This is a genomic window from Mycobacterium paraffinicum (assembly GCF_025822865.1).
Lineage (GTDB): Bacteria > Actinomycetota > Actinomycetes > Mycobacteriales > Mycobacteriaceae > Mycobacterium > Mycobacterium paraffinicum.
On sequence record NZ_JACKUR010000021.1, the window covers coordinates 270,844 to 297,105 of the forward strand.

The 26,262-nt window shown below is 68.3% G+C and carries 31 protein-coding genes and 1 pseudogene; 11 read left to right on the forward strand and 21 right to left on the reverse strand.

Annotation, left to right across the window (positions count from 1 at the left end; all coding sequences use genetic code 11):
* Positions 1–9: 9 nt before the first annotated feature.
* Entirely contained in the window at positions 10–651 is a 642-nt protein-coding gene (locus H7J89_RS09845) for a TetR/AcrR family transcriptional regulator (RefSeq protein WP_264042946.1), read from the reverse strand.
* A 76-nt stretch (positions 652–727) separates the two neighbouring features.
* On the opposite strand from H7J89_RS09845, the gene H7J89_RS09850 reads away from it, so the two are divergent.
* On the forward strand, positions 728–2,197 hold the full coding sequence (locus H7J89_RS09850) for a flavin-containing monooxygenase (RefSeq protein ID WP_264042947.1): 1,470 nt from the start codon (positions 728–730) through the stop codon (positions 2,195–2,197).
* Here the strand turns inward: H7J89_RS09850 and rraA are convergent.
* The 9 genes from rraA to H7J89_RS09895 all read right to left on the reverse strand — a co-directional run bounded on the left by rraA (position 2,194) and on the right by H7J89_RS09895 (position 7,868).
* Positions 2,194–2,673, reverse strand: a complete 480-nt coding sequence (gene rraA, locus H7J89_RS09855; protein ID WP_264042948.1) for a ribonuclease E activity regulator RraA — start codon at positions 2,671–2,673, stop codon at positions 2,194–2,196. The two genes, H7J89_RS09850 and rraA, sit on opposite strands and share 4 nt — an antisense overlap.
* 23 nt (positions 2,674–2,696) lie before the next feature.
* Positions 2,697–3,137: an Rv3852 family protein gene (locus tag H7J89_RS26000; protein WP_264042950.1), complete on the reverse strand. Its 441-nt coding sequence runs from the start codon at positions 3,135–3,137 to the stop codon at positions 2,697–2,699.
* Positions 3,138–3,234: 97 nt separating this feature from the next.
* Positions 3,235–3,735: a copper resistance CopC family protein gene (locus tag H7J89_RS09865; protein WP_264042952.1), complete on the reverse strand. Its 501-nt coding sequence runs from the start codon at positions 3,733–3,735 to the stop codon at positions 3,235–3,237.
* Positions 3,732–4,412 carry a YcnI family copper-binding membrane protein gene (locus tag H7J89_RS09870; RefSeq protein ID WP_264043795.1) on the reverse strand — a complete coding sequence of 227 codons (681 nt, stop codon included), beginning with the start codon at positions 4,410–4,412 and terminating at the stop codon, positions 3,732–3,734. The genes H7J89_RS09865 and H7J89_RS09870 overlap by 4 nt, the downstream gene beginning before the upstream one ends.
* Before the next feature lie 22 nt (positions 4,413–4,434).
* Positions 4,435–5,091, reverse strand: coding sequence for a DUF6474 family protein (locus H7J89_RS09875; RefSeq protein ID WP_264042954.1), 657 nt, complete (start codon positions 5,089–5,091; stop codon positions 4,435–4,437).
* A gap of 136 nt (positions 5,092–5,227) precedes the next feature.
* Complete coding sequence (locus H7J89_RS09880; RefSeq protein WP_264042956.1) at positions 5,228–5,626, reverse strand: transcriptional regulator; 399 nt, start codon at positions 5,624–5,626, stop codon at positions 5,228–5,230.
* A gap of 587 nt (positions 5,627–6,213) precedes the next feature.
* Positions 6,214–6,747: a peptidase gene (locus H7J89_RS09885; RefSeq protein ID WP_065445986.1), complete on the reverse strand. Its 534-nt coding sequence runs from the start codon at positions 6,745–6,747 to the stop codon at positions 6,214–6,216.
* Between the two features lie 195 nt (positions 6,748–6,942).
* Positions 6,943–7,566, reverse strand: coding sequence for a superoxide dismutase (locus H7J89_RS09890; RefSeq protein ID WP_066953511.1), 624 nt, complete (start codon positions 7,564–7,566; stop codon positions 6,943–6,945).
* A 146-nt stretch (positions 7,567–7,712) separates the two neighbouring features.
* Positions 7,713–7,868, reverse strand: a complete 156-nt coding sequence (locus tag H7J89_RS09895; RefSeq protein WP_167385587.1) for a hypothetical protein — start codon at positions 7,866–7,868, stop codon at positions 7,713–7,715.
* 437 nt (positions 7,869–8,305) lie between these two features.
* On the opposite strand from H7J89_RS09895, the gene H7J89_RS09900 reads away from it, so the two are divergent.
* Both H7J89_RS09900 and H7J89_RS09905 read left to right on the forward strand, forming a co-directional pair.
* Complete coding sequence (locus H7J89_RS09900; protein ID WP_264042962.1) at positions 8,306–9,346, forward strand: DUF4328 domain-containing protein; 1,041 nt, start codon at positions 8,306–8,308, stop codon at positions 9,344–9,346.
* Entirely contained in the window at positions 9,343–10,158 is an 816-nt protein-coding gene (locus tag H7J89_RS09905; protein WP_264042964.1) for a glycerophosphodiester phosphodiesterase, read from the forward strand. Before H7J89_RS09900 ends, H7J89_RS09905 begins: the two co-directional genes overlap by 4 nt.
* Here H7J89_RS09905 and H7J89_RS09910 read toward each other — a convergent pair.
* The gene (locus H7J89_RS09910) at positions 10,155–11,339 is read right to left on the reverse strand and encodes an LCP family protein (RefSeq protein WP_264042966.1); all 1,185 of its coding nucleotides are present in this window, start codon (positions 11,337–11,339) and stop codon (positions 10,155–10,157) included. The two genes, H7J89_RS09905 and H7J89_RS09910, sit on opposite strands and share 4 nt — an antisense overlap.
* Before the next feature lie 45 nt (positions 11,340–11,384).
* The gene (locus H7J89_RS09915; protein WP_264042968.1) at positions 11,385–12,188 is read right to left on the reverse strand and encodes a DUF2470 domain-containing protein; all 804 of its coding nucleotides are present in this window, start codon (positions 12,186–12,188) and stop codon (positions 11,385–11,387) included.
* A gap of 89 nt (positions 12,189–12,277) precedes the next feature.
* Between H7J89_RS09915 and pheA the strand changes: the two genes are divergently transcribed.
* Together pheA and H7J89_RS09925 are read left to right on the forward strand one after the other, a co-directional pair.
* Positions 12,278–13,228, forward strand: a complete 951-nt coding sequence (gene pheA / locus H7J89_RS09920) for a prephenate dehydratase (protein WP_264042970.1) — start codon at positions 12,278–12,280, stop codon at positions 13,226–13,228.
* The gene (locus H7J89_RS09925; protein WP_264042972.1) at positions 13,225–13,911 is read left to right on the forward strand and encodes a histidine phosphatase family protein; all 687 of its coding nucleotides are present in this window, start codon (positions 13,225–13,227) and stop codon (positions 13,909–13,911) included. Before pheA ends, H7J89_RS09925 begins: the two co-directional genes overlap by 4 nt.
* 7 nt (positions 13,912–13,918) lie before the next feature.
* Here the strand turns inward: H7J89_RS09925 and H7J89_RS09930 are convergent, their stop codons facing one another.
* From H7J89_RS09930 to H7J89_RS09940, 3 genes and pseudogenes are all read right to left on the reverse strand, one after another.
* Positions 13,919–14,110 (reverse strand): hypothetical protein, encoded by a 192-nt coding sequence (locus tag H7J89_RS09930; RefSeq protein WP_264042974.1) that lies wholly within the window; start codon positions 14,108–14,110, stop codon positions 13,919–13,921.
* A pseudogene (locus H7J89_RS09935) lies at positions 14,107–14,534 on the reverse strand (metallopeptidase family protein). The gene H7J89_RS09930 and the pseudogene H7J89_RS09935 overlap by 4 nt, the downstream one beginning before the upstream one ends.
* Positions 14,535–14,538: 4 nt before the next feature.
* Complete coding sequence (locus tag H7J89_RS09940) at positions 14,539–15,915, reverse strand: septum formation family protein (RefSeq protein WP_264042976.1); 1,377 nt, start codon at positions 15,913–15,915, stop codon at positions 14,539–14,541.
* Positions 15,916–16,026: 111 nt separating this feature from the next.
* On the opposite strand from H7J89_RS09940, the gene serS reads away from it, so the two are divergent.
* Positions 16,027–17,286: a serine--tRNA ligase gene (serS, locus tag H7J89_RS09945; protein ID WP_264042978.1), complete on the forward strand. Its 1,260-nt coding sequence runs from the start codon at positions 16,027–16,029 to the stop codon at positions 17,284–17,286.
* Positions 17,287–17,390: 104 nt separating this feature from the next.
* Here serS and H7J89_RS09950 read toward each other — a convergent pair whose 3' ends face one another.
* Entirely contained in the window at positions 17,391–18,140 is a 750-nt protein-coding gene (locus tag H7J89_RS09950; RefSeq protein WP_264042980.1) for an AraC family transcriptional regulator, read from the reverse strand.
* 54 nt (positions 18,141–18,194) lie between these two features.
* Between H7J89_RS09950 and H7J89_RS09955 the strand changes: the two genes are divergently transcribed.
* Positions 18,195–18,764 (forward strand): class I SAM-dependent methyltransferase, encoded by a 570-nt coding sequence (locus H7J89_RS09955; RefSeq protein ID WP_264042982.1) that lies wholly within the window; start codon positions 18,195–18,197, stop codon positions 18,762–18,764.
* On the opposite strand, the gene H7J89_RS09960 is transcribed toward H7J89_RS09955, so the two are convergent.
* A complete protein-coding gene (locus H7J89_RS09960; protein ID WP_264042986.1) occupies positions 18,751–19,266 on the reverse strand; it encodes a carboxymuconolactone decarboxylase family protein in 516 nt (171 codons plus the stop codon). The two genes, H7J89_RS09955 and H7J89_RS09960, sit on opposite strands and share 14 nt — an antisense overlap.
* A 151-nt stretch (positions 19,267–19,417) precedes the next feature.
* On the opposite strand from H7J89_RS09960, the gene H7J89_RS09965 reads away from it, so the two are divergent.
* Positions 19,418–19,687, forward strand: a complete 270-nt coding sequence (locus H7J89_RS09965) for a winged helix-turn-helix transcriptional regulator (protein ID WP_264042988.1) — start codon at positions 19,418–19,420, stop codon at positions 19,685–19,687.
* Here H7J89_RS09965 and H7J89_RS09970 read toward each other — a convergent pair.
* Entirely contained in the window at positions 19,684–20,166 is a 483-nt protein-coding gene (locus tag H7J89_RS09970) for a DUF2834 domain-containing protein (RefSeq protein WP_264042990.1), read from the reverse strand. The genes H7J89_RS09965 and H7J89_RS09970 overlap by 4 nt on opposite strands.
* Positions 20,167–20,236: 70 nt before the next feature.
* On the opposite strand from H7J89_RS09970, the gene H7J89_RS09975 reads away from it, so the two are divergent.
* Positions 20,237–20,857, forward strand: coding sequence for a TetR/AcrR family transcriptional regulator (locus H7J89_RS09975; protein WP_264042992.1), 621 nt, complete (start codon positions 20,237–20,239; stop codon positions 20,855–20,857).
* A 63-nt stretch (positions 20,858–20,920) separates the two neighbouring features.
* Positions 20,921–22,483 carry a phytoene desaturase family protein gene (locus tag H7J89_RS09980; RefSeq protein ID WP_264042994.1) on the forward strand — a complete coding sequence of 521 codons (1,563 nt, stop codon included), beginning with the start codon at positions 20,921–20,923 and terminating at the stop codon, positions 22,481–22,483.
* 58 nt (positions 22,484–22,541) lie between these two features.
* Here H7J89_RS09980 and H7J89_RS09985 read toward each other — a convergent pair whose 3' ends face one another.
* The 3 genes from H7J89_RS09985 to H7J89_RS09995 form a co-directional block, all read right to left on the reverse strand.
* Complete coding sequence (locus H7J89_RS09985; protein ID WP_264042996.1) at positions 22,542–23,267, reverse strand: GAP family protein; 726 nt, start codon at positions 23,265–23,267, stop codon at positions 22,542–22,544.
* 178 nt (positions 23,268–23,445) lie between these two features.
* The gene (locus H7J89_RS09990; protein ID WP_264042998.1) at positions 23,446–23,790 is read right to left on the reverse strand and encodes a hypothetical protein; all 345 of its coding nucleotides are present in this window, start codon (positions 23,788–23,790) and stop codon (positions 23,446–23,448) included.
* On the reverse strand, positions 23,787–25,337 hold the full coding sequence (locus H7J89_RS09995; RefSeq protein ID WP_264043000.1) for an MBL fold metallo-hydrolase: 1,551 nt from the start codon (positions 25,335–25,337) through the stop codon (positions 23,787–23,789). The genes H7J89_RS09990 and H7J89_RS09995 overlap by 4 nt, the downstream gene beginning before the upstream one ends.
* Positions 25,338–25,494: 157 nt before the next feature.
* Here H7J89_RS09995 and H7J89_RS10000 point away from each other — a divergent pair, with 157 nt between their 5' ends.
* A complete protein-coding gene (locus H7J89_RS10000; protein ID WP_264043002.1) occupies positions 25,495–26,262 on the forward strand; it encodes a lysophospholipid acyltransferase family protein in 768 nt (255 codons plus the stop codon).

A 26,262-nucleotide genomic window follows, 5' to 3' on the forward strand; every position in this document is an offset into this window, starting at 1 on the left:
CGGTGACGGCTAGCTGGATTCGCCGTAGATGCTGGTGACCCAGATGTGGGTGAGGGTGTCGACGACCCGGTCCTCATCCACCGCCGGCGTCTCCGCGGACAGGGCGGCCATCATCGTCCGCTCGTTCATCTGGTTCAGCGAGGTCGCCAGGTCCACCGCCGGGATCGTCTCCGGTGCGGCCCCGCGTGTGCGTTCGGCGGTGATCATCGCGGCCGTCTGGTCGATCCATTTCTGCATGAAGCCCAACCACACGCCGCGCAGCTCGGAGCTGGTCGCCAGCGCTTCGGTGGCGGCGCGCGCCAGCCGGCGGTGCGTGCTGAAGGCCGTGAAGAAGGCCTTGATGCCGTTGCGCCACACCCGGCGCGGATCCGCGGGCAGCCGCTGCACCGCGCCGTCGAACTCGGAGTCGGCGCGCGCGATCACCGGTTCCAGCAGCGACAGCAGCACCGCGTCCTTGGACTTGAAATAGAAGTAGAACGTCGGGCGCGACAGTCCCGCGCCCTTGGCCAGGTCGTCGACCGAGATGTCGGCGAACGAGCGCTGTTCGAGCAGCCGCTCGGCGGTCGCGAGGATCGCCTGCTCACGGTCGTCACCCGAGGGACGCATGGCGCGGCGGCCACGCAGGGCACGGGTCTGGCCGACGCTAGTCACGGGCGTTACTTTACACCGTGTCGAAAGTTTCAACACCCTGTTGACGACGTCGACAGGCCGTTGATAACGTGGCCCCATGACTGAGCACCTTGACGTGATCATCGTGGGCGCCGGCATCTCGGGCATCAGCGCGGCGTGGCACCTGCAGGAGCGCTGCCCGACCAAGAGCTACGCGATCCTCGAACGCCGCGAGGACCTGGGCGGCACCTGGGACCTGTTCAAATACCCGGGCATCCGGTCGGACTCGGACATGTTCACCCTCGGCTTCCGGTTCAAGCCGTGGCGGTCGGCGAAATCGATCGCCGACGGCCCCGACATCAAGGCCTACATCAAGGAGGCCGCGGTCGAGAACAAGATCGACCGCCACATCCGCTACCGTCAGCGCGTTCTGGCCGCCGACTGGTCGGACGCCGACAACCGCTGGACCGTGACCGTCGAGTCCGACGGCCAGCAGCGGGAGCTCACCTGCTCCTTCCTCTTCGCATGCACCGGCTACTACAACTACGACGAGGGATATTCGCCCACCTTCCCCGGCGCCGACGACTTCGAGGGCCGGATCGTCCATCCGCAGCACTGGCCGGAGGACCTCGACTACACGGGCAAGAAGATCGTCGTCATCGGGTCGGGCGCCACCGCGATCACGCTGATCCCGGCCCTGGTGAACTCGGGCTCGGGCCACGTCACGATGCTGCAGCGCTCGCCCACCTACATCGGCTCGCTGCCCGGGGTCGACCCGTTCGCCGAACGCGCCAACCAACTGTTGCCGGACCGCCTGGCGCACATCGCCAATCGCTGGAAAGCCATCGCGTTCAGCACCTTCCAGTATCAGCTGTCCCGGAAGCGTCCGGCCTACATGCGCAAGACGTTGATGACGATGGCCAAGCGCCGTCTCCCGCAGGGCTACGACGTCGAGAAGCACTTCGGACCCCGGTACAACGTCTGGGACCAGCGGCTGTGCCTGGCGCCCGACGGCGATTTCTTCCGGACCATCCGGCACGGCAAGGCGGACGTCGTCACCGATACCATCGACCGCTTCACCAAGACCGGAATCAAGCTCACTTCCGGTGAGGAGCTGAAGGCCGACATCATCGTCACCGCAACGGGTTTGAACATGCAGTTGCTCGGTGGGGTGCGGCCCACCCGGAACGGTCAGCCGATCGAGCTGACGTCCTTGATGACCTACAAGGGCCTGATGTTCTCCGGGGTGCCGAACTTCGCGATCACCTTCGGCTACACCAACGCATCGTGGACGCTGAAGGCCGACCTGGTCTCCGAATTCGTCTGCCGGTTGCTGAACTACATGGACGACAACGGGTTTGACTTCGTGGAGCCGCAGCATCCCGGCCCTGACGTCGACGAGCTGCCTTTCATGGACTTCAGCCCCGGCTATTTCCAGCGGGCGATGGACATGCTGCCCAAGTCGGGGTCACGCGCGCCCTGGCGGCTCAAGCAGAACTACTTGTTCGACATGCGCACGATCCGGCGCGGCAAGGTTGCCGATGAGGGCCTGCGCTTCGCGAAAAAGCGTGCGCCGGTGCCGGTTTAGGGGTTGACGACGACGATGCCGTCGTCGTCGCAGTAGGCGATCTCGCCCGGGACGAACGTCACACCGCCCAGCGTGAGTTCGACGTCGCGCTCGCCGGCGCCGGTCTTGCTGCTCTTACGGGGGTTGGTGCCCAGCGCCTTGATGCCGATGTCGAGGCGACGCAGCGCGGCGGCGTCGCGCACCGCGCCGTTGACGACGAGCCCGGCCCAGCCGTTGGAGCGGGCCAGCTCGGCGATGACGTCGCCGACCAGGGCCGCGTGCAGGGAGCCGCCGCCGTCGATGACCAGTATCCCGCCCGCACTCGGCTGCGAGAGCACCGATTTCAGCAACGCGTTGTCTTCGAAGCAGCGCACCGTGCTGATGGGTCCCGCGAATTGGGGGCGGCCACCGAACTGGCGGAATTGGACGTCGCAGCTGCGTACGTCGGGTCCGATGTCGTCGACCAGGTCCGCGGTCGGCTGGAATGAGACGGTCACGTCTGACACGGTAGCGGCGGCGGTCAGCGGCGGCGCAGCTGCCGGATCAACAGGATCGCCAGGAGGCTGACGGCCAGGGCGACGATCAACGGGAGCGGGGACTGGGTCAGTGCCGCCGCCGGAGCGTTGGGAGGAACCGGGTTGTTGGCGGCGTCCACAGTGGATTTCGCCTGCGCCGCTGCGTCTTTGGCGGCGGATGCGAGGTCGCCGTTGGTTTCGATTCGTTGCCGCACCTCGGGGGGCGGCTCGACGGTCTTTGCCGGGGGCTCGGCGGCCTTTGCGGGCGCCTTCTTCGCCGGTGCCTTCTTCGCGGGTGCCTTTTTGGCGGGTGCCTTCTTCGCGGGGGCTTTCTTGGCGGGCGCTTTCGCGACCTTCTTCGCGGCCTTGGCCGGCGGCTTCTTTTCCGGCGGCGGGGTCGACGCGCCGTCGGGTTCGCTGCCGGGTTGATCCTGCGGGTCTGCCATGCGGCCGCTCCTTGAGCAATCTCTCAGTAGTTTTCTAGCCCACGCGGGTTCTTCGAACCCATCATGCCAGCACGAGTGCGGGCGCCTCCGCCGCCGGTCACGGTCGGCGCCGCACCGCCCACAGGGCGCCCCCGGCGACAAGCACCGCCGCCACCGCGACGAACGGCCAGACCGGGATATCGTCGCCGGCGGAGGCGCCACCCGCCGGGGGTCCCGGCGTGCCGGTGCCCGGCACCGTCAGCCGAAACGACCAGGATCCGGAGACCACGTGGCCGTCCGCGGAGGTGACCCGGTAGTTCACCGTGTAGACGCCGGCCGGTCCCAGCGGCCGCAGGTCGATGCCGACCACCGCGCCACGCACCGTCGGATCTCCGGTGGACCACACGTTGCCGTCGGGCCCGACGACGGTCATGGCCGCGAACGTGGTCTGCAGCTGTTCGTTGAAGGTGGCGCTCACCCGCCCTGGACCCGTCGCGAGGACCGCGTTGTCCGCCGGATCGGTCGCTACCCGGGCTGCGTGCGCCGCCGCGACCGGCGCCGTCAGCGGTGCGATCACCAACAGGACACCGACGCACGCGGTGATCGCCAACCGCCTCATGCCCGGCGGCGGATCAGCGCAAGGCAGATTCCGAGCGCGGCCACGACCAGGGCGGCGCCGCCCAACAGCCGGGCGGTGTTGTCCGCGGGTCTGGGCCGTGGCGGCGCGGCCGCCTGGTCGGCCGGTGCCGCCGAAGGCGCGGGATGGCCGTGCGACGCTACCGGTCCCGCGGCAAGTGTCAGCGTGGGCGCCGGGTATTCCGGCTCACCGCCACCGGGCTGCGGCGACTGGTCCCACTTCACGACCGTGCCGTCGGAATAGGTCTGTGTGGCCGGGAAGCTGGCGGTCTCCGCGTCGGGCAACTTCACCGAAATCCGGAACAGGGCGAATTGATCCACCCCGATGCCGGAGCCCGGCGCCGCCGTCCACGTCACCGAGTGCACCGCACCCGATGCCGCGTCGCGATCGAGCTTGGTCGTCCATCCCGGCATGTTCTCGGTGCGCGCCGAGGCCACGTTGGGCAGGGCGACGCTCACCGCGGTGGTCACCGCGCCCGTGTTCGATTCGTTGGGCACCTGGAAGGTGACGATCGCCGTGGCGCCGCGTACGGCATTGTCGCTGCTGGCGTGGACGTGCGCCCACGCCGCCGGGAGCTGCGCCGCCGAGCCGAGGTAGAGGCCGAGAGCAGCCGCCACCACGATCGGGAGGCTCGCGGCCCTCCGCGCGCGGGTCGAGATGCGGGGCAGCCCCATTCGTTGGTCAGCTCAACCCGAGCCGGGCCATCAGGTCCGCCTCGATGCCGTCGAGCTGCGACGAGATCGCGGCGTGGGCCGCCCGGCGCCGTGCGGCCGGCATGTTCTCGGCGGCGGTGACGGCCGCAGCCAGATCGGTGAGCCGCTCGGAGATGGCCGAAACGAACTGCTTGGTCTCGGCATCCTTGGGCTTCTTTTCCTGCACGGTCCGCAGGGACTTCTCCGCTCCGGCGATCCGGGCGGACAGCTGCGCGCCGTGGCCGGAGAACTGCCCGATCTGGGCCAGCGGGATCCCGAGTTGGTCCGCGCGGCGCTGGTCGATCAGGGCGCGGGCCGAGACGGCGGCCCGGTAGAGGACCGGAGTGAGGATCGGCGCGAGCAGCCGGGATACCGTGAGCGCCCGGCGGATCCGCGTCGGCGAGAAGATCTTGCCCTCGCGCGCCGCTTTGAGTTGGGTCTCGGCCACCTTCAGGGCGTTCCGGTCGCTGTCCCGTTGGGCCTTGATCTGCGCCCTGAGCGCCTTGGCCTCCGCGCGGTGAGCGGCCTTGTACCGGCGAGTCTCGTTTCGGGCGGCGAGCTTGGCCTCCAGCTTCGCGCGGGCCTTGATCGCACGGGCTTCGGCGCGACGCGTCGCGCGACTCTTTCGCTTGCGGAACAGGGCCATTCCCTCACCGCCTCCCCGGTTTCTCGTGGCTATCGCAGTCGCGCGTGCGCGATCCGTGAGCCAACCCTAATCGGAATGGGCGGGCGCAAGCCCTCCAGGTCGGCCCGGGCCAACCGGTTACCAGCCCCGGCGTCCGCTAGACGTCCAGGTGCTCCGCGCGGCGCAGCTCGTTGACCCGCTGCATGACCTCGCGTTGGGCCTCGGGGGACAACTCGGAGGCGCGCACGGCAATGCGACGCACGCCGTCGTCGCGCATTGTCGCCAGCATCGACAACTCCTGATCGAGCTTCTCGTAGTACTCGTCGTCGGTGAAGTAGGCCGGCTTGATGCGGAAGAAGTTGGCCAACGCGGCCATTGTCGCCGACGACGGGTTGGTGCGGTTCCCCGAACGCAACTGGGACAGGTAGGGAGCCGACATCGTGATGCCCTCCGCCTTGAGCGCCGCGATCACTTCCGCGGAGGTGTGCGGCCCCCGTCCCGGGGGATACACCGTGTCGAACAGGCGGTTCAGGCGAGCAGCGAACGTCGTGCTCATTGGATATGACCTCCACTTGGCTGTAGAAGTGAACTATTACCTAGGTGTATTTGCTGATCATGGTAGCGAGGGTTGGTTCCCCTAACTAGGTGCAAACCCCCGAGGATTGGGTCCGGGCGTAGCTGGGGCTTGCCGATGCCACACTTGACGAGCGTCTAACTGATTCGCTGGGGTGTCCACTAAATCAGCGAAACTCACAGGTTATCCGCAGAATTCGGCACCGGGGCGTAGGTGGCGGGGCGACGTCGCCGAACCCGGAGCGGGGTAGGGTGGGAACGTGCTGGGCGGTCGCACCGCAACCGGGTAGCAATTTATGCTCGCTTAACGCCTTATTTGCTGCCGGATGCGCTCCGAGACCGGAAAACGCCGCTCGTGGAGCTATCCGGAATGCGAAACGCGGCCCGCTGGCGTCGCGGCAAACCCGTCTTGGCCAGGCCGGCCGCGTCACCGTCGCGGGCGAGCCGCCGGCGTGGAATCCCGGAACGGACGGGGTGCGCCGTGCGCCGGTATCGAATCAATGGCCGGCTGGAGAACAACACCGATCAGTTCGCTAGTCCGTTTTCCGATTCGAGCGCCGGGCTAATTGCTCATGCCGCGAGCAGCATCGCCAGAATCGCGGTATCAGGATGACTGATGGGGTCGACGCCGACGCGGCTCACCATGGAGGTGATGGTCCCGTCGGCCTCCGCTTCCACCCAGGCGGCCCGATGCTCGAGTCCCAGGTATGGCAACCCGGGGAGCAGGACGCATCCCGACGCCGCCCCGCTGCACTCCGGCAACGACGGGGTCGTCTCCGAGGGCGGATGCAACATCAGGAGCGCGGGGGGCTGATGGTCGGCGAAATAGCCTGGCTGAATCGCCGAGTCGCCGAAGACCGTGCCCTCGGCGAGCACCAGGCCGACGGTGCCGGGCTCGGGTTCCTCGGGCAACTCCTCGCGGGCGCCGAAAACCGTTGTGGTGGACAGCAATCCGGGTAATGACGCGACTCTGACCGCGACCATGAGCAACTGGGCCCACTCTTTGGTGGAATCGGGCCAACGCCCGGAGATGACGAACCCTTTCAGGGCACCACGAGCATGGAAAGGGGAAACCCCTATCGGGCGGTCAGACCCAGTCTCCATTTTCGACCTCCGCGCGACGCCTCCGTCCGATTAACCACACTGGTAGCTCGAGTAATTCAGCATGCCCGCGGGTCCGGCGCCGTGCAACCCGACACGGCCAGTGGCGCACATGTTTTCGGAGTGCCCGGTTCGCGGCCGGACAAACGACAGGGGCGCCGCGCAAACCGCGCGACGCCCCTGTCGATCGAGATGGACTCAGCCGAAGATCAGCCCGCCGGTTTTCGACGTCGCGGCTTCGTAACGCTTCTGCACGTCGGCCCAGTTGACGACGTTCCAGAACGCCTTGACGTAGTCCGCCTTGACGTTCTTGTACTGCAGGTAGAAGGCGTGCTCCCACATGTCGACCTGCAGCAGGGGAATGATGCCGAGGGGGACGTTCGCCTGCTGGTCATAGAGCTGGAAGGTGAGCAGTCTGCTGCCGAGCGTGTCGTATCCCAGCACCGCCCAGCCCGAACCCTGGAGGCCATTGGCGGCCGCGCTGAACTGGGCGCGGAATTTGTCGAACGAGCCGAACGCGTCATCGATCGCGGCGGCCAGCTCCCCGGTCGGCTTGTCGCCGCCGTCCGGCGACAGGTTCTTCCACCAAATCGAGTGGTTGACGTGGCCGCCGAGGTGGAACGCCAGGTTCTTTTCGTTCAGGAAGATCGCGGCGTGGTCGTCATTGGCGCGTGCCTCTTCGAGTTTGGCAACGGCGTCGTTCACGCCTTTGACGTACGTGGCGTGGTGCTTACTGTGATGGATCTCGTTGATCTGACCCGAGATGTGCGGTTCCAACGCTGCGTAGTCCCAGTCCAGATCGGGCAGGGTGTATTCAGCCACGGCGTTCCTTTCTTCGGTTGTCTTCTTACGCTCATTCGCGGGCCTGCCACGCGGCGGCCAGCCGTAGACAACCCTGCTCCATGACTGCGCGGACCGCAAGAAAGACCGCTATGAGCTCCGAAGGCGGATACCCGCTCAGCGCAGGTTCAAGACAGAACGATGAGGGCGAGCACCGCCAGCAGCGCCAGTGCGATCAGCCCGGCGCGCAATGCGGCGACGCTGTAACTGTGATTCCACGCGGGCGAGCCGGAGTACGACTTCGAGGGGGCCGGTGATCCCGGACCGAACGAATGCGTGGCCATTAATCGCCTTTCACCCGCTCCTCACCTCGCGGTAGTGAGGTGAGTCACAAACAATTTTTCGCGAAGGCGATCATAGCGCTTCCGGGCGGGCTTGGAAAATGATGCGCTGAGCTGCGTGTGAGGGCGACCACGGGAAGGCCGGTCCGACGGTGCGATCCGCAGCCGGCCGCGCGGATGCTTAGCAAGGCAATCCATTTCGCTCAACGACGGTTTTGGGCTGTCGATGGGGTGGCTTCGTAACCCCGTTGTTATCCACAATTGCGCCACGACTAGCCGGGAAAGCTGTAGTAACGCTTCCCTTACCCACTGAGGCCATGTGGATAAACCTGTGGAAACTGTGGATAGGCCGTGATAGCTGAGTAGATAGCCGACCGGGCCCACTCCGGCCATCCCTGAGCGTCCCGCGGCGCGCATGGCCGCGCGGTTACGCTAGTCCGGTGATCCAGGTGTGCTCCCAATGCGGCACTCGGTGGAACGTGCGCGAGCGGCAACGCGCGTGGTGTCCCCGTTGTCAGGGCGCACTGATGGCGCCCCTGCCGGATGCACCGGCCCCCGGTCCGCGGTGGAGCGCACCCAGCGCCGCGGCGGCGAGCCGACCGTCCGGGGCTCGGGGCTGGCAGCGCACCCCGCCACGGCTACCGCCGGGCTTTCGCTGGATAGCGGTGCGTCCCGGCGCCGCGCCGCCCTCCCGCCGCGCAAGACGTCCGCTCGGCCCCACCCCGCGTTATGCCGTGATGCCGCGCTGGAGCCTGGCCGACCGCGTCGGGCAAGCCCCGGCCGCAGTCCAAAAGCCCGCGCACGCCGCGCCGTCGGCGGCGATGATCCGCACCACGCTGTTCGTGAGCGTGCTCGTCCTCGCCATCGCCGCCCTGGTCTATGTCGTGCGATACGTGCTGCTGGTCGTCAACCGGAACACCCTGCTGAACTCGTGGGTCGCCGCCGGGGCGGACTGGCTCGGCATCCTGGCCAGCGTGGCCGCGATCGCGGCGGTGCTCACCTCCGGGGCGATGCTGATCCGCTGGCTCATCGCGCGGCGGGCCGCCGTGTTCGCCCACCACGGCCTGCCGGAGCCGCGGTCCACCCGGGCGTTGTGGGCCGGGTGTGTGGTGCCGCTGGCCAACCTGCTGTGGGCGCCGGTCTACGTCATCGAGCTGGCGATCCTGGAAGAGCACTACGCCCGGATACGCCGACCCATCGTCGAGTGGTGGATCGCCTGGGTCGCCAGCTATCTGGTCTCCGTCTTCGCCATGATCACCAGCTTCGCCAGGGACGCCCAAGGTATCGCCAACAACACCATCACGATGGTTTTCGCCTACCTGATCGCGGCGCTCACGGTTGCCGCGGCCGCCCGGGTCTTCGAGGGATTCGAGCGCAAACCGGTCGAACGCCCCGCGCACCGCTGGGTCGTCGTTGCGGACGCGCCGGCAGCCCGTCCGGTTGAGCTCGAGGGTCAGGAAGCGGCAGCATTAGGCGTATGACGTCGGCCGAGGAGGTGCTCGCCGGGCACCCCTTTGTGGTGGCCCACCGCGGCGCGTCGGCCGCGCGGCCCGAACACACGCTGGCCGCCTACGATCTCGCCCTCAAAGAGGGCGCCGACGGCGTGGAATGCGACGTGCGCCTGACCCGCGACGGTCACCTGGTGTGCGTGCACGACCGCCGGCTGGACCGGACCTCGACCGGCGCCGGCCTGGTCAGCACCATGACCCTCGCCGAGCTGCGTGAGCTCGAGTACGGCGCGTGGCACGACAGCTGGCGCGAAGACGGCACGCACGGCGATACCAGTCTGTTGACGCTGGACGCCCTGGTTTCCCTCGTTCTGGACTGGCATCGGCCGGTGAAGCTCTTCATCGAGACCAAGCACCCGGTGCGGTACGGCTCGCTGGTGGAGACCAAGCTGCTCGCGCTGCTGCACCGGTTCGGTATCGCCGCGCCCGCCTCCGCCGACCGGTCTCGCGCGGTGGTGATGTCGTTCTCGGCGGCCGCGGTCTGGCGCATCCGGCGAGCCGCGCCGCTGCTTCCGACCGTGCTGCTCGGCAAGACCGCGCGCTACCTGACCAGCGGCGCGGCCACCGCCGTCGGTGCCACCGCCGTCGGCCCGTCGCTGGCGACGTTGAAGGAATATCCCCAGCTCGCGGACCGCGCGATCGCCCAGGGCCGGGCGGTGTACTGCTGGAACGTCGACGAGTACGAAGACCTCGACTTCTGTCGCGACGTCGGGGTGGCCTGGCTTGCCACCCACCACCCGGGTCGCACGAAGGCGTATCTGGAGAACGGTCGCGCGGGCGTTTAGTCCGGCGGAGTGGCAGGCGGCGGGGCGTCCGCCGCCAGCGCCTCGAACAGTCGACTTGCCTCGTCGTGGTTCCACACCACCACCGATCCGGCGTCGCCGCTGGTGAACTCCCCGATCGGGACGGTCATGGTGGTGGGCGAGCCGTGCAGCCCCCAGCCGAGGCGGGCCAGGTCCCACACGTGGTCGTCGCGGTCGACAGTCAGGGCGTCGGCGAGCGCGCGCGGCACGGAATACCAGCGCCAGGGGTTGAGCCACACCGCGGCGCTGGCGGCGGCGTGCAGCAGCGCCGCGACGAACTGCCGCTGGTTGACCATCCGGTCCAGATCCGCCCGGGGGGTGTCGCGCGTCCTGACGTACCCGAGGGCGTTGCGGCCGTTGAGTTTTTGGCAACCGGCCGGCAGGTCGATGCCGGCCAGAGGGTCGCTGAGCGGCGTCGTCGGGCACACCGTCACCCCGCCCAGCGCGTCGACCACGCCGGCGAAACCGCCGAATCCGATCTCGGCGTAGTGGTCGAGGCGCAACCCGGTGGCCTGCTCCAGCGTCTGCGCCAGCAGGGGTGCCCCGCCCATCGCGAAGGCGGCGTTGATCTTGTCCCTACCGTGGCCGGGGATCGGGACGTAGGAGTCGCGCGGTATCGACACCATCGTCACCCGCCCGCCGGACCACAGCTCGGGCAGGTGTACCAGCAGGATGGTGTCGGTGCGGCTGCTGCCGATGTCGCCGCCGGTGGCCAGGTCCTCCTGCTGTTCGGGGCTGAGCCCCTGGCGGCTGTCCGACCCGACGAGCAACCAATTCGTCCCGCGGCCATGCCCGGGGCGTCCCGGGTAGTCGGCCAGAATCTCGTCGCGGTGCAGCCTGCTATCGAACCAGACGGCCCCGCAGACGACGCCGATGCCGGCCAGCAGCACAACGATCACCAGGGCCGACGCGACCCCTCGTATCCAGCGGCGCCAGCCGCGGCTGCGGCGCGTGCGCGGAGCGGTGGGCCGCCGCGGAGGTCCGGGCGGCTGACGGGGGCTCGGCGGGTCGACGGTGCGAGGCGGCGGGGGTGGGGGTGGCGGCGTCGCCCGCCGCAGCGGAGTGGTTTGTTCGGCCGGCGCCGGCGGGCGGGCCGCGCGGCGAATCACCTGTGACGGCTCGGTAGGCGGTTCGGGCCGGTGCGGTGGTCGATCGCCATTCACCCGGTTAACGTACGCGGCCGGGGCCGACCGACACGACGGGCTGGGCTACGAGCGGGCGCGCAGGCCGTTGATGAACGGGCACCCCATCAGCACGCGGATGGCCTGGCTCAGGCCGGTCATGTCGTCCACCGGCTTGTGGAACGGCAGCCGGACGTCGTGGTCGCGGTCCTTGCCTTCGACGCGGAACCGCACGCCGTAGCGGTCTAGCCCGAGCGGGCGCACCTGCCCGCGGCGCAACGGCGCGGGCAACCGGGACACCAGCCGCGCGACGACGTCACTGTGGGCGGTGTCCAGATGCCACAGCAGGTTCGACTCGATCTCGCAGAACGGGTCGGGCCGGGCCGCCAGGAGATCCGCCACGCTGACGGGCTCGGCGCCGGTGGCGTCGGTGACGACCACGGACGCGACCTCCAGCCGGACCAGGGTGTAGCGAGGTTCCTGCCCGGCGGCCGGCGCGCATCGCGGGGTGTCGACCTGAAGCAACGCGGGATGCGGCCACTCGGCGGCGATCAGGTCGACCGTCTCGGCGACCTCGGCCGGGTGGAATTCGTGCAGCTGCCCGCGCACCCACACCAGCGAGCGCACGGGCTCCCGCAGCGGAAGGGGTGCGTAGTCGGTCAACTCCAGGAGCGCCTGCGACCCGGCGACGGCGCCTTCCGGTCGGCCTTCGCGCTCACCGGGGATCGCCAGCGCAAAGGACCCGTCGGGCAGCAGGTGATGCACGGGTGTCACGACGGGGTCCTGGCGCGCGGGCGCGGACTCCAGCGCCAGGAGCGCGCCACCGGCTCGGACACACGCGCTGCGGATACGTTCGGCCGTCGTCGGGGCGGGGCAGGTCAGGGGTAACACCGTTCTCCTTAATTAGGTAAGCCTAAGTTAACTCAGACGGCGAGGCGCCGCAAGAGCGATTTGGCTCCGGTCGCCGCTAGGGTTGGGGCGTGGTCCGCATCGCTTATCTCGGCCCGGAAGGGACGTTCACCGAGGCGGCGCTGTTGCAGATCACGGCCGCCGGTCTGGTTCCCGGCCAGGGGCCCGACGAGGTCCGGCGACTGCCCGTCGACAGCACCGCCGCGGCGCTGGACGCGGTGCGCGACGGCGGCGCCGAGTACGCCTGTGTCCCGATCGAGAACTCGATCGACGGGTCCGTGACGCCCACGCTCGACAGCCTGGCCATCGGTTCACCCCTGCAAGTCTTCGCCGAGACCACCCTGGATGTCGCGTTCACGATCGTCGTCAAACCCGGCCGCACCGCCGACGACGTGCGCACCCTGGCGGCCTTTCCCGTGGCGGCCGCGCAGGTGCGGCGGTGGGTCGCCGCCAACCTGCCGGACGCCGAGCCCCGGCCGGCGTATTCCAACGCCGACGCGGCGCGGCAGGTGGTCGAGGGACAGGCCGACGCCGCGGTGACCTCACCCCTGGCCGCCACTCGCTGGGGACTGGCCGCGCTGGCCGACGGGGTGGTCGACGAGCCCAACGCCTGCACGCGCTTCCTCCTGGTGGGCCTGCCGGGCCCGCCGCCGCCCCGCAGCGGGGCGGACCGGACGGCGGTGGTGCTGCGGATCGACAACGCGCCGGGTGCCTTGTTGGGGGCGCTCACCGAGTTTGGGATCCGCGGCATCGACCTGACGCGGATCGAATCCCGGCCGACCCGGACCGCGCTGGGCACCTACGTCTTCTTCGCCGACTGCGTGGGCCACATTGACGACGACGCCGTCGCCGAGGCACTTAAAGCGCTGCACCGTCGTTGTGCCGATGTGCGATACCTGGGATCTTGGCCGACGGGCTCGCCCGCCGGGGTGCTGCCGCCGCCGGCCGACGAGGCGGCCCGCTGGCTGGCGCGGCTACGAGAAGGAAAACCGGAAACGGCGGCCGGGGGAAGCGAGCTGTGACCGGCCGCCTGGTGCTTTTGCGACACGGCCAGTCGTACGGCAACGTCGAACGCAGGCTGGACACCCGGCCGCCGGGGGCGGAGCTGACGCCGCTGGGCCGCGACCAGGCCCGCGCCTTCGCGCGCGGTGCGGGACGGCCCGGGCTGCTGGCGCACTCGGTGGCGATCCGGGCATCACAGACGGCCGGTGTCATCGGCGGCGAGCTCGAGATGGCCGCCGTCGAAGTGAGCGGAATTCACGAGGTCCAGGTCGGCGGCCTGGAAAACCGCAACGACGACGACGCAGTCGCGGAGTTCAACGCGATCTACGAGCGATGGCATCACGGTGATCTCGACGTTCCGCTGCCCGGCGGAGAAACCGGCAACGACGTGCTGGACCGCTACGTGCCGGTGCTCACCGACCTGCGCCTGCGCTACCTCGACGACCACGACTGGACGGGCGACATCGTCGTCGTCAGCCACGGTGCGGCGATTCGACTGGCCGCCGCCGTGCTGGCGGGTGTGGACGCCGGCTTCGCGCTGGACAACCACCTGGACAACGCCGAATCGGNGGTGTTGGCCCCGATCACCGACGGGCGGTGGAGCTGCTTGCGGTGGGGGACCCTGACGCCGCCGTTCTACCCCGAGCCCGAGGCCAGTCCCGTCGCGGACGCGGTGCACTCGAGCACCGACCCGATGGGCTGACGCTCGGTCAAACGGCCAGCGCGACCGCTTCGAAGCACTCGCAGCCGACGGCGTCGCAGTCGATCACAAAGGCGTGCGGCAACAGCTCGGGGCTGAAGCAATCCGGCTCCGTGCACTCCGAGCGGCGCAGGGAATGGCGAATGACGGTGCCGTGACAGTGATCTAAGCCTGCCCGGCAGTCGCGGCAGTCAGCGCTCATAACCCGTTCATAGCACCGGCCGCGGACAAATCCGGGATGCCGCGCCCATAAATCCGGCGCGGATGACGGGCCGTCAGGCCCAGCCCAGTTCTTCCAGCCGGTCGTCGTCGATGCCGAAGTGGTGGGCGACCTCGTGGATCACCGTGATCGCCACCTCCTCGACGACGTCATCCTCGGAATCGCAGACGTCCAGCAGCGCCTCGCGGTAGATGGTGATGGCGTCGGGCAGCGAGCCGGCGTAGTCGGAGTCCCGCTCTGTGAGGGCGACCCCTTCGTATAGCCCGAGCAGTTCGCCGTCCTCGGGGTGGCGATCGCCGACCAGCACGACGACGTTGTCCATCGCGGCCGCCAGCTGGGGCGGGATCAGGTCGAGCGCGTCGGACACCAATTCGTCGAACCGCTGGGGATCCATCCGCGTGGGCACGCGGCTAGCCCCCGGCGGGCGGCGCGGGCGGCGCCTCCGGCGCCGGGTTGGCCGGCGGTGGCGCCCCACCGTCCGCGGGTGGCGGAGCCTGCGGCGGCGCCCCGGCGTCCGCCGGGGGTGGGGCCTGCGGCGGCGCCTGGGGAGCCGGGCTGTCCGAGGCGGGCGCCTGGGGTGCTACTGCCGGCTGCTGACCCGGGAGGTGCTGATTGTTCGGCGGGATCTCCGGGGGCGCGCTGGCCTGGCTCTGCGGGGCCTGAGCCGGCACCTGGAGCGGTATCGGCGGCATGGTGAGCCGCTCTTCGGGAATGTCGGGCGGCGGCACCGGCGGCTGGCCGTTGATGAGCAGCTGGCCCTTTGCGCTGTTGACCAGGGTGGCCCAGCCGCCGTTGCCCAAGGTGGCGCCGATGCTGCAGGCGACCTCGCGGCTGCCGGCCGTCCAGCTGGCCAGCGGCACGGTGGGGTAGATCAGCGTCAGGGTGGTGGTGCGCAACTTGACCGGCGCCAGGTAGGCGTCCGTCATCTTGGTGCACAGATCCTTGATGTACCCGTCCTGGTCGGGCTCCGCCGGCAGCGCGCCGGGGAACTTCTCGGCCAGGTTGACCGTGCCGGTCACCTCCATCGCGTGCGGCGCCGCACACTCGACGGGAGCATCGATCGGCTGGTTGGTGGTCGAGTCGATGCCGAGGCAGGTGCCGGCCGGCCAGACCTTGGACTGGTCAACCTCGGCGACCTTGCCCGTGAAGGCCTGTTGCTGGTTGTTGGGCCCGGGCAGCTGGAGCCCGCACAGCATGCGGCGCTCGCCGGCCTGGCGCCAGGCGCGATCACCGGGCCAGAGCAGGCTGACGGTGAACTTGCTGTTGGGATCGAACTTGGGGCCCAGGTAGTTGCGCACGGCGGACTCGCACTGCTCCTGGGTGATCTGCTGAATGCGGGCGGGCGAGGGCGGAGCGGCGTTGGGGCCGTATTCGGCGCCCGGGAACGTCCGCATGTCGATGGATTCGGCGACTTCGAACTTGTGGTCGTCGGCGCAGTTGACGATCTTCGCCGACTCCGGGGTGGCGTCGGGCCAGATCAGGCAGTCACCGCTGGAGGCCTTGTTGAAGGCGGCGTCGCTCTTGCTTCCGGTGGTGGGTACCGGGTTGCCGTCGAGATAGCCGGACAGCCGCCCCGCGCCGGGTCCCCCCACCGGCAGTGCGGTGACCAGCCCGGCGATCAACAGGCCGCCCAGCGCGGTCAGCAACAGGGCGCGCCGAGTCGCCTGGGCCTGCAGACTGCGCGGCCACCGGAAGCCGGGTTGCGGCTGTTCCTGCTCGGCGGAAGGGGCATCGGACTCCGGGGCTTCCGGAAGGTCCGTCTCGGGCGCTGGCGACATCGGCTCCATTCTGACAGCAGCGGCTGTGGAGTGTGACAAACGTTATGGATGTGAGTCCTGGGACGACGGTAAGTGGACGCTCTGCCATCCGGGCGGAGCCGAAAAAGTAGTGTCAGGGCCGTGATCGACCTGAAGCTGCTCCGGGAAGACCCCGACGCCGTGCGCCGCTCGCAACTCAACCGGGGCGAGGACCCGGCGCTGGTCGACGCCCTGCTGGCGGCCGATGCCGCGCGCCGGGCGGCGATCTCGTCGGCCGATGCGCTGCGCGCCGAACAGAAGTCGGCCAGCAAGAGCGTCGGCGCCGCGTCTCCGGAGGAGCGCCCCGCCAAGCTGGCGCGCGCCAAGGAGTTGGCCGAGCAGGTGAAGGCCGCCGAGACCGAGCAGGCCGAGGCCGAGGCGGCGTTCACCGCCGCACACATGGCGATCTCCAACGTCGTCATCGACGGGGTGCCGGCCGGCGGGGAGGACGAATACCGCGTCCTGGAGGTGGTGGGCGAGCCCGCTCAGCTGCAAGACCCGAAGGACCACCTGGAGCTCGGCGAGGCGCTGGGGCTCATCGACATGCAACGCGGCGCCAAGGTGTCCGGGTCGCGCTTCTACTTCCTGACCGGTCGGGGCGCCCTGTTGCAGCTCGGGCTGCTGCAGCTCGCGCTGCGGCTGGCCGTCGACAACGGCTTCATCCCGATGATCCCGCCGGTGCTGGTACGCCCCGAAGTGATGGCCGGCACCGGGTTCCTGGGCGCCCACGCCGACGAGATCTACCGGGTCGAGGCCGACGACCTCTACCTGGTCGGTACATCCGAGGTGCCGCTGGCCGGCTACCACGCCGACGAGATCCTGGACCTGTCCGGCGGGCCGCTGCGCTACGCGGGCTGGTCGTCGTGCTTCCGGCGGGAGGCCGGCAGCTACGGCAAGGACACCCGCGGCATCATCCGGGTGCATCAGTTCGACAAGGTCGAAGGCTTCGTCTACTGCACGCCCGCCGAAGCCGAGGCCGAACACGAACGGCTGCTGGGCTGGCAGCGCGAGATGCTGGCCCAGATCGGGGTGCCGTATCGGGTCATCGACGTCGCGGCAGGGGATCTCGGGTCGTCGGCCGCCCGCAAATTCGACTGCGAGGCATGGGTTCCCACGCAGGGCGCCTACCGCGAGCTGACATCGACGTCCAACTGCACCACCTTCCAGGCGCGCCGGTTGGCGACCCGCTACCGCGATGACAACGGCAAGCCCCAGACCGCGGCCACGCTCAACGGCACGCTGGGCACCACCCGGTGGCTGGTGGCGATCCTGGAGAACCACCAGCAGCCCGACGGCAGTGTGCGGGTACCTGATGCGCTGGTGCCGTTCGTCGGCACCGAGGTGCTCGAGCCCATCGACTAGTGGCGATCGCAAGCGCGGCGTAGCCGGGCGCTGCGGGTCGGCACCATCGACTAGTGGCGATCGCAAGCGCGGCGTAGCCGGGCGCTGCGGGTCGGCACCATCAACTAGAGCGCCCTTGCGGCCAGCCGGCCCGGGGTGTGCCCGAAGGCCCGCCGATACGTGTCGATGAAGGCACTCGGTGTGGCCCAACCGCATTCGGACGACACCGACGTAACGTCGCGATGCTCGGCGAGCAGCACGAGGGCGCGTTGCAGCCGGAGCTGGGTGCGCCATTGCGGAAAGGTCATCGCCAGCTCGTCGCGAAAAAGGCGGCTCAGGGTGCGTTCGCCGGTGCCGATCCGGTGGCCGATCTGCCGCAAGGTCAACGGCTCGTGCAGGTTGTCCGCGATCAATGCGCACGCTGCCCGCAGTCGTTCGTCGACGGGGGTGGGGATCCACAGCGGCTCGGCGACGCTGGTCGTCTGCAACTGGTCGTGCAGCACGGCCAGCATCCGGTGGTGCTCTTCGGTCTCGGTTGTGTCGGTCTGCGAACACGCGATGATGAGCTCGCGCATCAACGGGTTGACCGCCAGCACGGCCGGTGCCGAGGGGCCGCGACGGTAGCGGTCCGGATGCAGTGCCACACCGTGAAACCGCGTGTGGCCGTGGAACTTATGTTCATGCCAGCAGCCTGCCGGTATCCAAATCGCCCGGTTCGCCGGCGTGATCCAGGTGCCCGCTGGGGTGGTGACCGAGACCGCGCCCGAGGAGGGATAAACGATTTGGTGCAAGGGGTGCCGGTGCCGCTCGATGCGGGCCCCAGGCGGCAACGCCTGGGACGATGTCACCAGACCGTGGTGGCTGATTTCCGACATAAGACGGCAGATTATCGGAAGTCCGCAGTCGCCGATGCCCCTAGCGTGACCGCTATGGGAATGAATCTTGTGCACCGGCGCCGGTGCAGCTCGGTGGCCTGGGAGAAGGCGGTGGAGGGGCAGCTGTTGCCCTGGGCGCTGGACGGCGTCGAATTGGGCTCGCGGACTTTGGAAATCGGCCCGGGATACGGGGCGACGACACGCGCTCTGCTGGACAGGGCCGATTCGCTCACCGCGGTCGAGGTCGACGCCGCGATGGCCGATCGCTTGCAGCGTCGATACGGCGACCGGGCCCGCATCATCCACGGCGACGGCGCCGACACCGGGCTGCCCGCCGATCACTTCGCCTCAGTGGTTTGCTTCACCATGCTGCACCACGTTCCGAGCGCCGAATTGCAGGACCGGCTCTTTGCCGAGGCGTTCCGGGTGCTGCAGGCGGGCGGGGTGTTCGCCGGCAGCGACGGCGTTCCGTCCCTGGCCTTCCGGCTCTTACACATCGCCGACACCTACAACCCGATCACGCCCGATGATCTGGGCGCGCGGTTGCGCAACGCGGGATTCGCCGATGTCCAGATCCACCCCTCGGGTGGGCGGCAACGGTGGCGCGCCGTCAAACCGACCTGAAGGTGGGGCTGCCCGCCTCGAGGGGGACCCGGGCGGCACGTGCGGTGAAGCTGATGGCGTGATACCACCCGCACAGCATCGTGAGGTCGAGAAGCTCGCGCTCGTCGAACTCGGCGCGCAGCGCCGCCCACAGAGCGTCGTCGATGTCTCGACGGTCGTAGAGCGAATCCACGGCGCGGACGAGTAGGCGATCTCGCTCGGCCGTCCAGCACGGATCGTCGGCGCCGCCGTGGGTCAAGGAGTGGACCTGCGCGCGATCGAGACGGGCCTTGTCAGCGAAAAACGCGATGTGTACGCCCCATTCGTACTCGCAGCCGCAACGAGCGCAGGTGCGGTCGATCACGATCTCGCGGTCGCGAAGGGACAGCGACAACGAGCGGCTCAGCTCGTAGCTGCCCCAGAGCGTCATGGCCTCGGCCATGGGCAGGTTGCGCACCACAGTGCGAAACAGGGCGATCGGCGGCACGTTCGGCGGCATCATCTTCTGCTGTTGAGCCGCCACTGCGTCGTCGTACGGCGGTTCGAGGACAGCGATCCGAGGCGTTACTATTTCCGTAACCATGGACGAGAAACCTACGTTACGGAATCCGAAACGTCAATCGGCGGCCCGACCGGGCCGCCCGGTGCGGGGGTCGACAACCGGGCGACCGCTCATGGCAGCCCTCGATCTGCTCGGGCGCCGTTGGTCGTTGCGGATCCTCTGGGAGCTTCGCGCCGGTCCCATGGGAGCAAGGTCTCTGCGGCAGCACTGCGACGGGATGTCGCCCAGCGTTTTGTATGGCCGTCTCGGCGAACTGACAGATGCGGGCCTGGTCGTCCAGCGCGACGACCAGTGCTACGAGCTCAGCGAGGCCGGTCTCTCGCTGGGCGAGGCCCTCAGTCCCCTGGACCAGTGGGCCCGCCGCTGGGCGCGGGGAAGCTAGGCGTCGACCGTCTCGCGGGCCTGTTCGTGCCGACGCTGGCGCTCCATGGTGGCGAAGTAGAACGCGAACGCGAACGCGAAGCTGGTGAACAGGCTGGACACGAAGTACAGCCACGGGTGCCGCAACCCTCGGCGGTAGCCGTCCACGATCGTAAACAGTGGCAACAGAATCACATTCGCGATCGTGTAGTCCTGGCTGGCCGAGCTGGCCGCCGGGTTGGTGAACATCAGCTTGATGTACTCGGCCCAACTGCCGTGGCCCCAGATGGGGTTGGTCGACCCCTTCGCGTACTCCTGCACGAAGTGGATGTTGAACCACCAACCCAGGGCGACCGAAGCGATGCCGACGACGTAATACACGCATTCCAGCGGGGAGAACAACGGCCCGCCGGCCGGCCGGGCGAACACCTTCGAGTTCGAGGCGACGATCCAGCCGATCACACTGAGCCCGAGAACTGCATGCACAAGAAGCGAGACCATGGCCGCAGTCTCACCCCAGAGCCAAAGTTTTGTCAATACTGACAAAAGTTGGCTGAGGTACCGTACATGCATGGTCAGGCCGGCGCAGACGGTGCGCAGCGAGCGCACCCGGGAGGCGTTGATCCAGGCCGCCCTGGTGCGATTCCTGGCCCAGGGTGTCGAGGAGACCTCGGCCGAGCAGATCGCGGCCGACGCCGGGGTCTCGCTTCGGACCTTCTATCGCCATTTCAAGTCCAAGCACGATTTGTTGTTTGCCGACTACACCGGATTGAACTGGTTTCGTGCCGCACTGGACGCCCGGCCCGTCGATGAGCCGATCATCGACTCGGTGCAATCGGCCATCTTCTCGTTCCCGTATGACGTTGAGGCCGTGACGAAAATAGCCGCTCTGCGGGGTGGGGAACTCGATCCCGGCCGAATCGTTCGGCATATGCAGGAAGTCGAGGCCGATTTCGCCGGCGTCATTCAGGCGCAGCTGCACCGGCGTAGCTGCACGGCGAGCGGGACACTGGATGGGCGGTTGCGCGCGGCGGTGATCGCGCGTTGCATCGCGGCGGGAGTTTTCGGCGCGATGGAGTTCTGGATGCTGGGCGAAGACCGGTCGCTGGGCGAGCTGGCGCGGATGTGCCACGCGGCGCTGGAATCGCTGAGGGCCGGCATCGCCGACGCCTGGGTCACCGAGGCTCGCTAAAAGTTTCGTCATAATTGACAAAACTTTGCGGCCGTGCCAGCCTCCATTGCTGGAGGGCAGGACATGACTGAATATGACGCGATAGTTATCGGTGCCGGGCACAATGGTTTGGCCGCGGCGGTGCTGCTGCAGAAGGCCGGACTGCGGACGGTGTGCCTGGATGCCAAGCTGTACGCCGGCGGGATGGCTTCCACGGTGGAGCTTTTCGACGGTTACCGGTTCGAGATCGCGGGCTCGGTGCAATTTCCCACCTCGAAGGTGGTGGTCGACGAGCTCGGCCTGGACACCCTGCCGACGATCGACCTGGACGTGATGTCGGTTGCGGTGCGCGGCGTCGGCGACGATCCGCTGATCCAGTACAGCGACCCCATCAAGTTGTTCACCCACCTCAACGAGGTGCACGGGGCGGACGCCGTCAACGGGATGGCTGGGTTGATGGCCTGGAGCCAGGCGCCCACCCGGGCGCTGGGCCGCTTCGAAGCCGGAACGGAGCCCAAGACCTACGACGAGATGTATGCCTGCGCGACAAACGAATTCGAACGGTCGTCCATCGACGACATGCTGTTCGGTTCGGTCACCGACGTGCTGGACCGCTACCTTCCGGACCGCGAGAAGCACGGTGCGCTGCGCGGGTCGATGACCGTGCTGGCCGTCAACACCCTGTATCGCGGGCCCGCCACGCCGGGCAGCGCGGCCGCGCTGGCGTTCGGGTTGGGTGTCCCCGACGGCGACACCATGCAGATGAAGAAGCTGCGCGGCGGCATCGGGGCGCTGACCGCCCACCTGGGCGAACTGCTTCAGAGCCACGGCGGCGAGGTCCGGCTCCGTACCTCGGTGACCGAGATCCTCGTCGAGGGCGGGCGGGTGAGTGGGGTGCGCACCGAGGGCGGCGAGACGTTGACGGCCCCGATCGTCGTCTCCGGCATCGCGCCCGACACCACGCTCAACGACCTGATCGACCCGGCCCTGCTGCCCGGCGACATCCGGGAGCGATATGCCCGCACCGATCACCGCGGCAGTTACCTGCAGATGCACTTCGCGCTCGAGGAGGCGCCGGAATTCGCCGCGCCCTACGAGGCGCTCAACGACCCGGCCATGCAGGCGTCGATAGGCCTGTTCTGCACACCGGAAGAAGTGCAGCAGCAGTGGGAGGATTGCCGGCGCGGCATTGTCCCGGCCGACCCGACGGTGGTGTTGCAGATACCCACGCAGAACGACCCGGACCTGGCACCCGCAGGCAAACACGCCGCGTCGGCGTTCGCGTTGTGGTTCCCGATCGAGGGTGGCGCCGACTACGGCGCGGCGAAGGTCGAGATGGGTCAGCGGGTGATCGACAAGATCACCCGGTTGGCGCCCAACTTCGAGCGCAGCATCATCCGGCACACGACCTTCACGCCCAAGCACATGGGCGTAATGTTCGGCGCGCCAGGCGGTGACTACTGCCACGGGCTGCTCAACCCGAACCAGATCGGGCCGAACCGGCCCGGCCCGAAGGGGTTTCGGGGCCAGCCGATTCCGATCGAGGGTCTGTACCTGGGCAGCGCGGGCTGCCACGGCGGACCCGGCATCACCTTCATCCCCGGGTACAACGCGGCCCGGCAGGCGCTCGCCGAGCGCGCCACCTAGCGATTCGAGCGGCCGGCACGTCGATTCAAGCGGGCCGCCGCGACGCGGGCTAGGTTACCTACCTCGCACCGAGGTTGATAAGCCCGAGGACGAGCATGAAGCAACCCCCGGCCGCCACCAATACGGCGATGTCGCGGTGGCCGCGGGATCGTAGCCAGTTTTGCAGCGCGGCCATGAAGGCGCGCGTGCGCTGCGGCGCTGCCAGGTACCCGATCAGCGGGAGCTCGGCCACCGTGAACGCCACCACGTTGAAGGCGACCAACGCCTGCACCTGCGCGACCGGTGCGGCGTGGGAGGCGAGGATCGCGGCCATCGAGCCCATGTAGTTCGCGGACGGCAACGAAGCCCCCATCCCGCTAACCGCTGCGACACTTAGCGAGTCGCCCCGTAAGAAGGCGCGTGCGCGTTCGGCCAGCTGCTGCCGGCCGTTGGGCGCGGTCCCTTCAAGCAGGGCAACGCCGCCACCCGCGATTGTCGCGTCCACCGGCGCGGTGCGGGCAATCCTGCGCCGCACGACGTTGGTGGCCAGCGCGACAGCGACCAGCAAAGCGACGAGCCCGGATGCGATCTGGACCTCCGCCACGCTGAAGTGGCCGACCACCGGCGCGGCCCTGAGGACGAAGAGCACGATCAGACCCGCGCCGACCCCCATGGCGAAGCCACCGCACAGAAACGTGAGCAGTTGCAAGAGCGGGCGCCGCCGGCTGAGCAGCAGTATCACCAGCCCGACCCGTATCGGTTCGAAGATCACCGCGCCGGCCAATACCAGCACGGTGATCCACATGCTGGGCAACCGTACCGGACCGCGCCGCGCTCCGGACCGAAAGCTCGCTCAGCTTCGGCTATGCCGAGCCGAATAGCGCGGAGGCGCCCGCGAATCGGTGGGCCGTACGTCCAAGCCATGACGTCGGCGTATGTGGCCGACGGCAGGCGCAGCCAGACTTTTTCGCAGTCGCGCGAGGCTAACCGCGCTGACCTAGCAGCTCATCCAGGAGTGCGGTGAACTCGTCCGGTCGCGCCGGCGTGAAGGCGGGGCTGGGCCGGATGCCGGGCACGTCCAGCGTGACCAAGGTCGACTTGAACGGCCTGCTCACGTCCAGCGGCAGCCAGCGACGCAAGTCCGAGCTGCCCCAGATCCGGAACCGATGCGTGAGCAGGCCAAGCCCTTCGGCCTTGTATCCACGAATCGACTGCAGTGCAATCACTTTCGATGTTCCGGAAGGAAAGTGGTAGCGGCGCAGCGTGATCGCCGCGCGGTCCAGCTGAACCAACCCGTCGTCGTAAGACCGGCCCGGGCTTTCGTTCATGCTCGCGAACTTCGCAGTTGGTGACCCCGCGCGGTCAGGCACCGCCCGTCGTTCAATCGCCACTGCCAGCCATGCAGGTTGCAGGTCAACGTGTCGCCCTCCACCACGCCGAATTTCGACAGGTCGGCCTTCAGGTGGGGACAGCGGCGCTGAATTTCCCAGCCGTCCAGCGTGACCGATGACGAATCGTCGTGCGTCTCGGCGAACCAGCCGTCGGCGTAGGCGATCCGTTCGTCGGTGAGGCACTTGAAGAAGGTATAGAGGTATTCGTTGTAGCCGCCGACGCGCCACGCCCTGAATCGGGTTGACAGAAATATGGTGTTCACCCAGTCCGGTTCCCGATCCCGCAGTACGGTGCGGACCAACTCTGGCGCGATGGCGAAACCGTAGCGCACCTTCTCATCGGGAATCCGTTCGCGCACAGCGCGTTTCGGGAAATCGAGCACGACGGTCTCCGGGCCGATCACCAGTTCGACGGGATAGCCGATGCCGTCGCAGATCTCGTCGCTCTGGGACATGATCGGTTCGAACAGCGCACGCAGCGGCTCCAAGAGTGGTTCCCCGGTGGCGGGCGCCCAGCTTGCGCGCTCGGCGGCCACGACCGGCGCCATCCGCTCGGCGTAGTCGGCGATGTAGGCCCGCTTCCCGGTGGTGAAGATCGCCTCGACCTGATTGTCGGGCAGCGGATGGCGCAGCGCATTCAGGGTGGTGCCGGTGAAGTCCGCGGTCGAGCCGGGCATCATCAGCAGGCCGCCGTCGCTCCCGTGGGTGCGCATCTGGTCGAGGAACACCATCTGGTCCGGAAAGATGTTGGCCGCGTCGCCGTGGTCGTCGTTGAGATGACGCAAATCCGGGTCCAGAAAGCACGGCGGCCCGGCCGACGGGATGACCCACGTCGCGCCCACCTGGGCGATGTACTGGCGGGCGCGGTCCATCTGCCGCTGCCGCTTCTGGACACCGAACGACTCCTTGGCGCGGGCCGGCATGTCGTACACCATCGGGTACCAGATCGCGCCGGAGTACTGCAGCATATGCACGTCGATGTGCCCGAAAGCCGAACTCAGTACGTCGAGATCGACCGGCCGGGCGTCGTTCATGTTGAACGCCGTCGTCTCGCCGTCGGAAATCACCAGCGCCGAGTCGCCGAGCGGGCCGTCGGCCGGCGCCCGCAGGGCGATGATCATGACCTCGAGGTCGCCCTTCGGGCCGCTGACCCGGTGCTTGACCGAGCTGGTGGTCTCGAAGAACCGGTAGAAACCCAGCTCCTGCAACGCGTTTCGCAGGTCCGGCACCGGGAAGTCGGGCAGCAGCACCACCGCGTCTTTGTTGACGTGCTCGGCCAGATTCTGGGCGTCGAAGTGATCCTTGTGCAGGTGCGACACGTAGAGGTAGTCGCAGTCCCCCAGCCGGTCCCAGTCCAGGCCGCTGTTGTCGGGGAACGGAAACCAGGACGCGAAGTATGCGGGATTGACCCAGGGGTCGCAAAGAATGCTGCCCGCGGTCGTCTCGATCAGAAATCCGGCGTGACCTACGCTTGTGACCTGCACAAACACCTTCCTGGGGCCGCTCAAAGGACCTGCGCGGCCCGCGGCCGGCTAACGGCTTTTTCAGCCTCCGAGCTTAGCGCGGGGCGGCATCTTCTTTTTCGGCACTTGGACTGACTCAAAGGCTGACTCACAGCCGGGAGCACTAGGCTGATCAGCTGTGGAACCGGTATACGGGACTGTCATTCAACTCGCCCGCTTGATATGGCGCATACAGGGTCTCAAGATCACGGTCACGGGCGTCGAGAACCTGCCCAAAAGCGGGGGTGCGGTCATCGCCATCAACCACACCGGCTACCTCGACTTCACCTTCGCGGGCCTGCCCGCCTACCAGCAGGGTCTGGGCCGCAAGGTGCGCTTCATGGCCAAGCAGGAGGTGTTCGACCACAAGATCACCGGGCCGATCATGCGCAGCCTGCGGCACATCTCCGTGAACCGGCAGAACGGGGGCGCCTCCTACGAGGAAGCGGTCAGAAACCTCAAGGACGGCGAGCTGGTCGGCGTCTACCCGGAGGCCACGATCAGCCGCAGCTTCGAGATCAAGGAATTCAAGTCGGGTGCGGCGCGGATGGCCGTCGAAGCCGGGGTGCCCATCGTTCCGGTGATCGTCTGGGGCGCGCAGCGCGTCTGGACCAAGGGGCATCCCAAGAAGCTGTTCCGCCCCAAGGTGCCCATCATGGTCGTCGTCGGCGAACCGATCGAACCGACGCTAGGCGTAGAGGAATTGAAGGGGCTGCTGCACTCGCGGATGCAACACCTGCTGGAGCGGGCCCAGGAAATGTATGGGCCGCACCCGGCGGGTGAGTTCTGGGTGCCGCGGCGGTTGGGCGGCAGTGCCCCGTCGCTGGCCGAAGCCGCCCGGATGGACGCCGAGGAGGCGGCCGCTCGCGCCGCGCGCCGGGCCGGATCCGCGGGAGCGCCGGAGTAG

Excerpts from the sequence above, each read along its gene's own strand:
- H7J89_RS09850 (WP_264042947.1), top strand. The coding sequence starts at position 728 with ATGACTGAGCACCTTGACGTGATCATCGTGGGCGCCGGCATCTCGGGC.
- H7J89_RS26000 (WP_264042950.1), bottom strand. The coding sequence starts at position 3,137 with ATGGCAGACCCGCAGGATCAACCCGGCAGCGAACCCGACGGCGCGTCG.
- H7J89_RS09865 (WP_264042952.1), bottom strand. The coding sequence starts at position 3,735 with ATGAGGCGGTTGGCGATCACCGCGTGCGTCGGTGTCCTGTTGGTGATC.
- H7J89_RS09875 (WP_264042954.1), bottom strand. The coding sequence starts at position 5,091 with ATGGCCCTGTTCCGCAAGCGAAAGAGTCGCGCGACGCGTCGCGCCGAA.
- H7J89_RS09880 (WP_264042956.1), bottom strand. The coding sequence starts at position 5,626 with ATGAGCACGACGTTCGCTGCTCGCCTGAACCGCCTGTTCGACACGGTG.
- H7J89_RS09885 (WP_065445986.1), bottom strand. The coding sequence starts at position 6,747 with ATGGAGACTGGGTCTGACCGCCCGATAGGGGTTTCCCCTTTCCATGCT.
- H7J89_RS09895 (WP_167385587.1), bottom strand. The coding sequence starts at position 7,868 with ATGGCCACGCATTCGTTCGGTCCGGGATCACCGGCCCCCTCGAAGTCG.
- H7J89_RS09905 (WP_264042964.1), top strand. The coding sequence starts at position 9,343 with ATGACGTCGGCCGAGGAGGTGCTCGCCGGGCACCCCTTTGTGGTGGCC.
- H7J89_RS09930 (WP_264042974.1), bottom strand. The coding sequence starts at position 14,110 with ATGAGCGCTGACTGCCGCGACTGCCGGGCAGGCTTAGATCACTGTCAC.
- H7J89_RS09940 (WP_264042976.1), bottom strand. The coding sequence starts at position 15,915 with ATGGAGCCGATGTCGCCAGCGCCCGAGACGGACCTTCCGGAAGCCCCG.
- H7J89_RS09950 (WP_264042980.1), bottom strand. The coding sequence starts at position 18,140 with ATGTCGGAAATCAGCCACCACGGTCTGGTGACATCGTCCCAGGCGTTG.
- H7J89_RS09955 (WP_264042982.1), top strand. The coding sequence starts at position 18,195 with ATGGGAATGAATCTTGTGCACCGGCGCCGGTGCAGCTCGGTGGCCTGG.
- H7J89_RS09965 (WP_264042988.1), top strand. The coding sequence starts at position 19,418 with ATGGCAGCCCTCGATCTGCTCGGGCGCCGTTGGTCGTTGCGGATCCTC.
- H7J89_RS09970 (WP_264042990.1), bottom strand. The coding sequence starts at position 20,166 with ATGGTCTCGCTTCTTGTGCATGCAGTTCTCGGGCTCAGTGTGATCGGC.
- H7J89_RS09975 (WP_264042992.1), top strand. The coding sequence starts at position 20,237 with ATGGTCAGGCCGGCGCAGACGGTGCGCAGCGAGCGCACCCGGGAGGCG.
- H7J89_RS09980 (WP_264042994.1), top strand. The coding sequence starts at position 20,921 with ATGACTGAATATGACGCGATAGTTATCGGTGCCGGGCACAATGGTTTG.
- H7J89_RS09985 (WP_264042996.1), bottom strand. The coding sequence starts at position 23,267 with ATGTGGATCACCGTGCTGGTATTGGCCGGCGCGGTGATCTTCGAACCG.
- H7J89_RS09990 (WP_264042998.1), bottom strand. The coding sequence starts at position 23,790 with ATGAACGAAAGCCCGGGCCGGTCTTACGACGACGGGTTGGTTCAGCTG.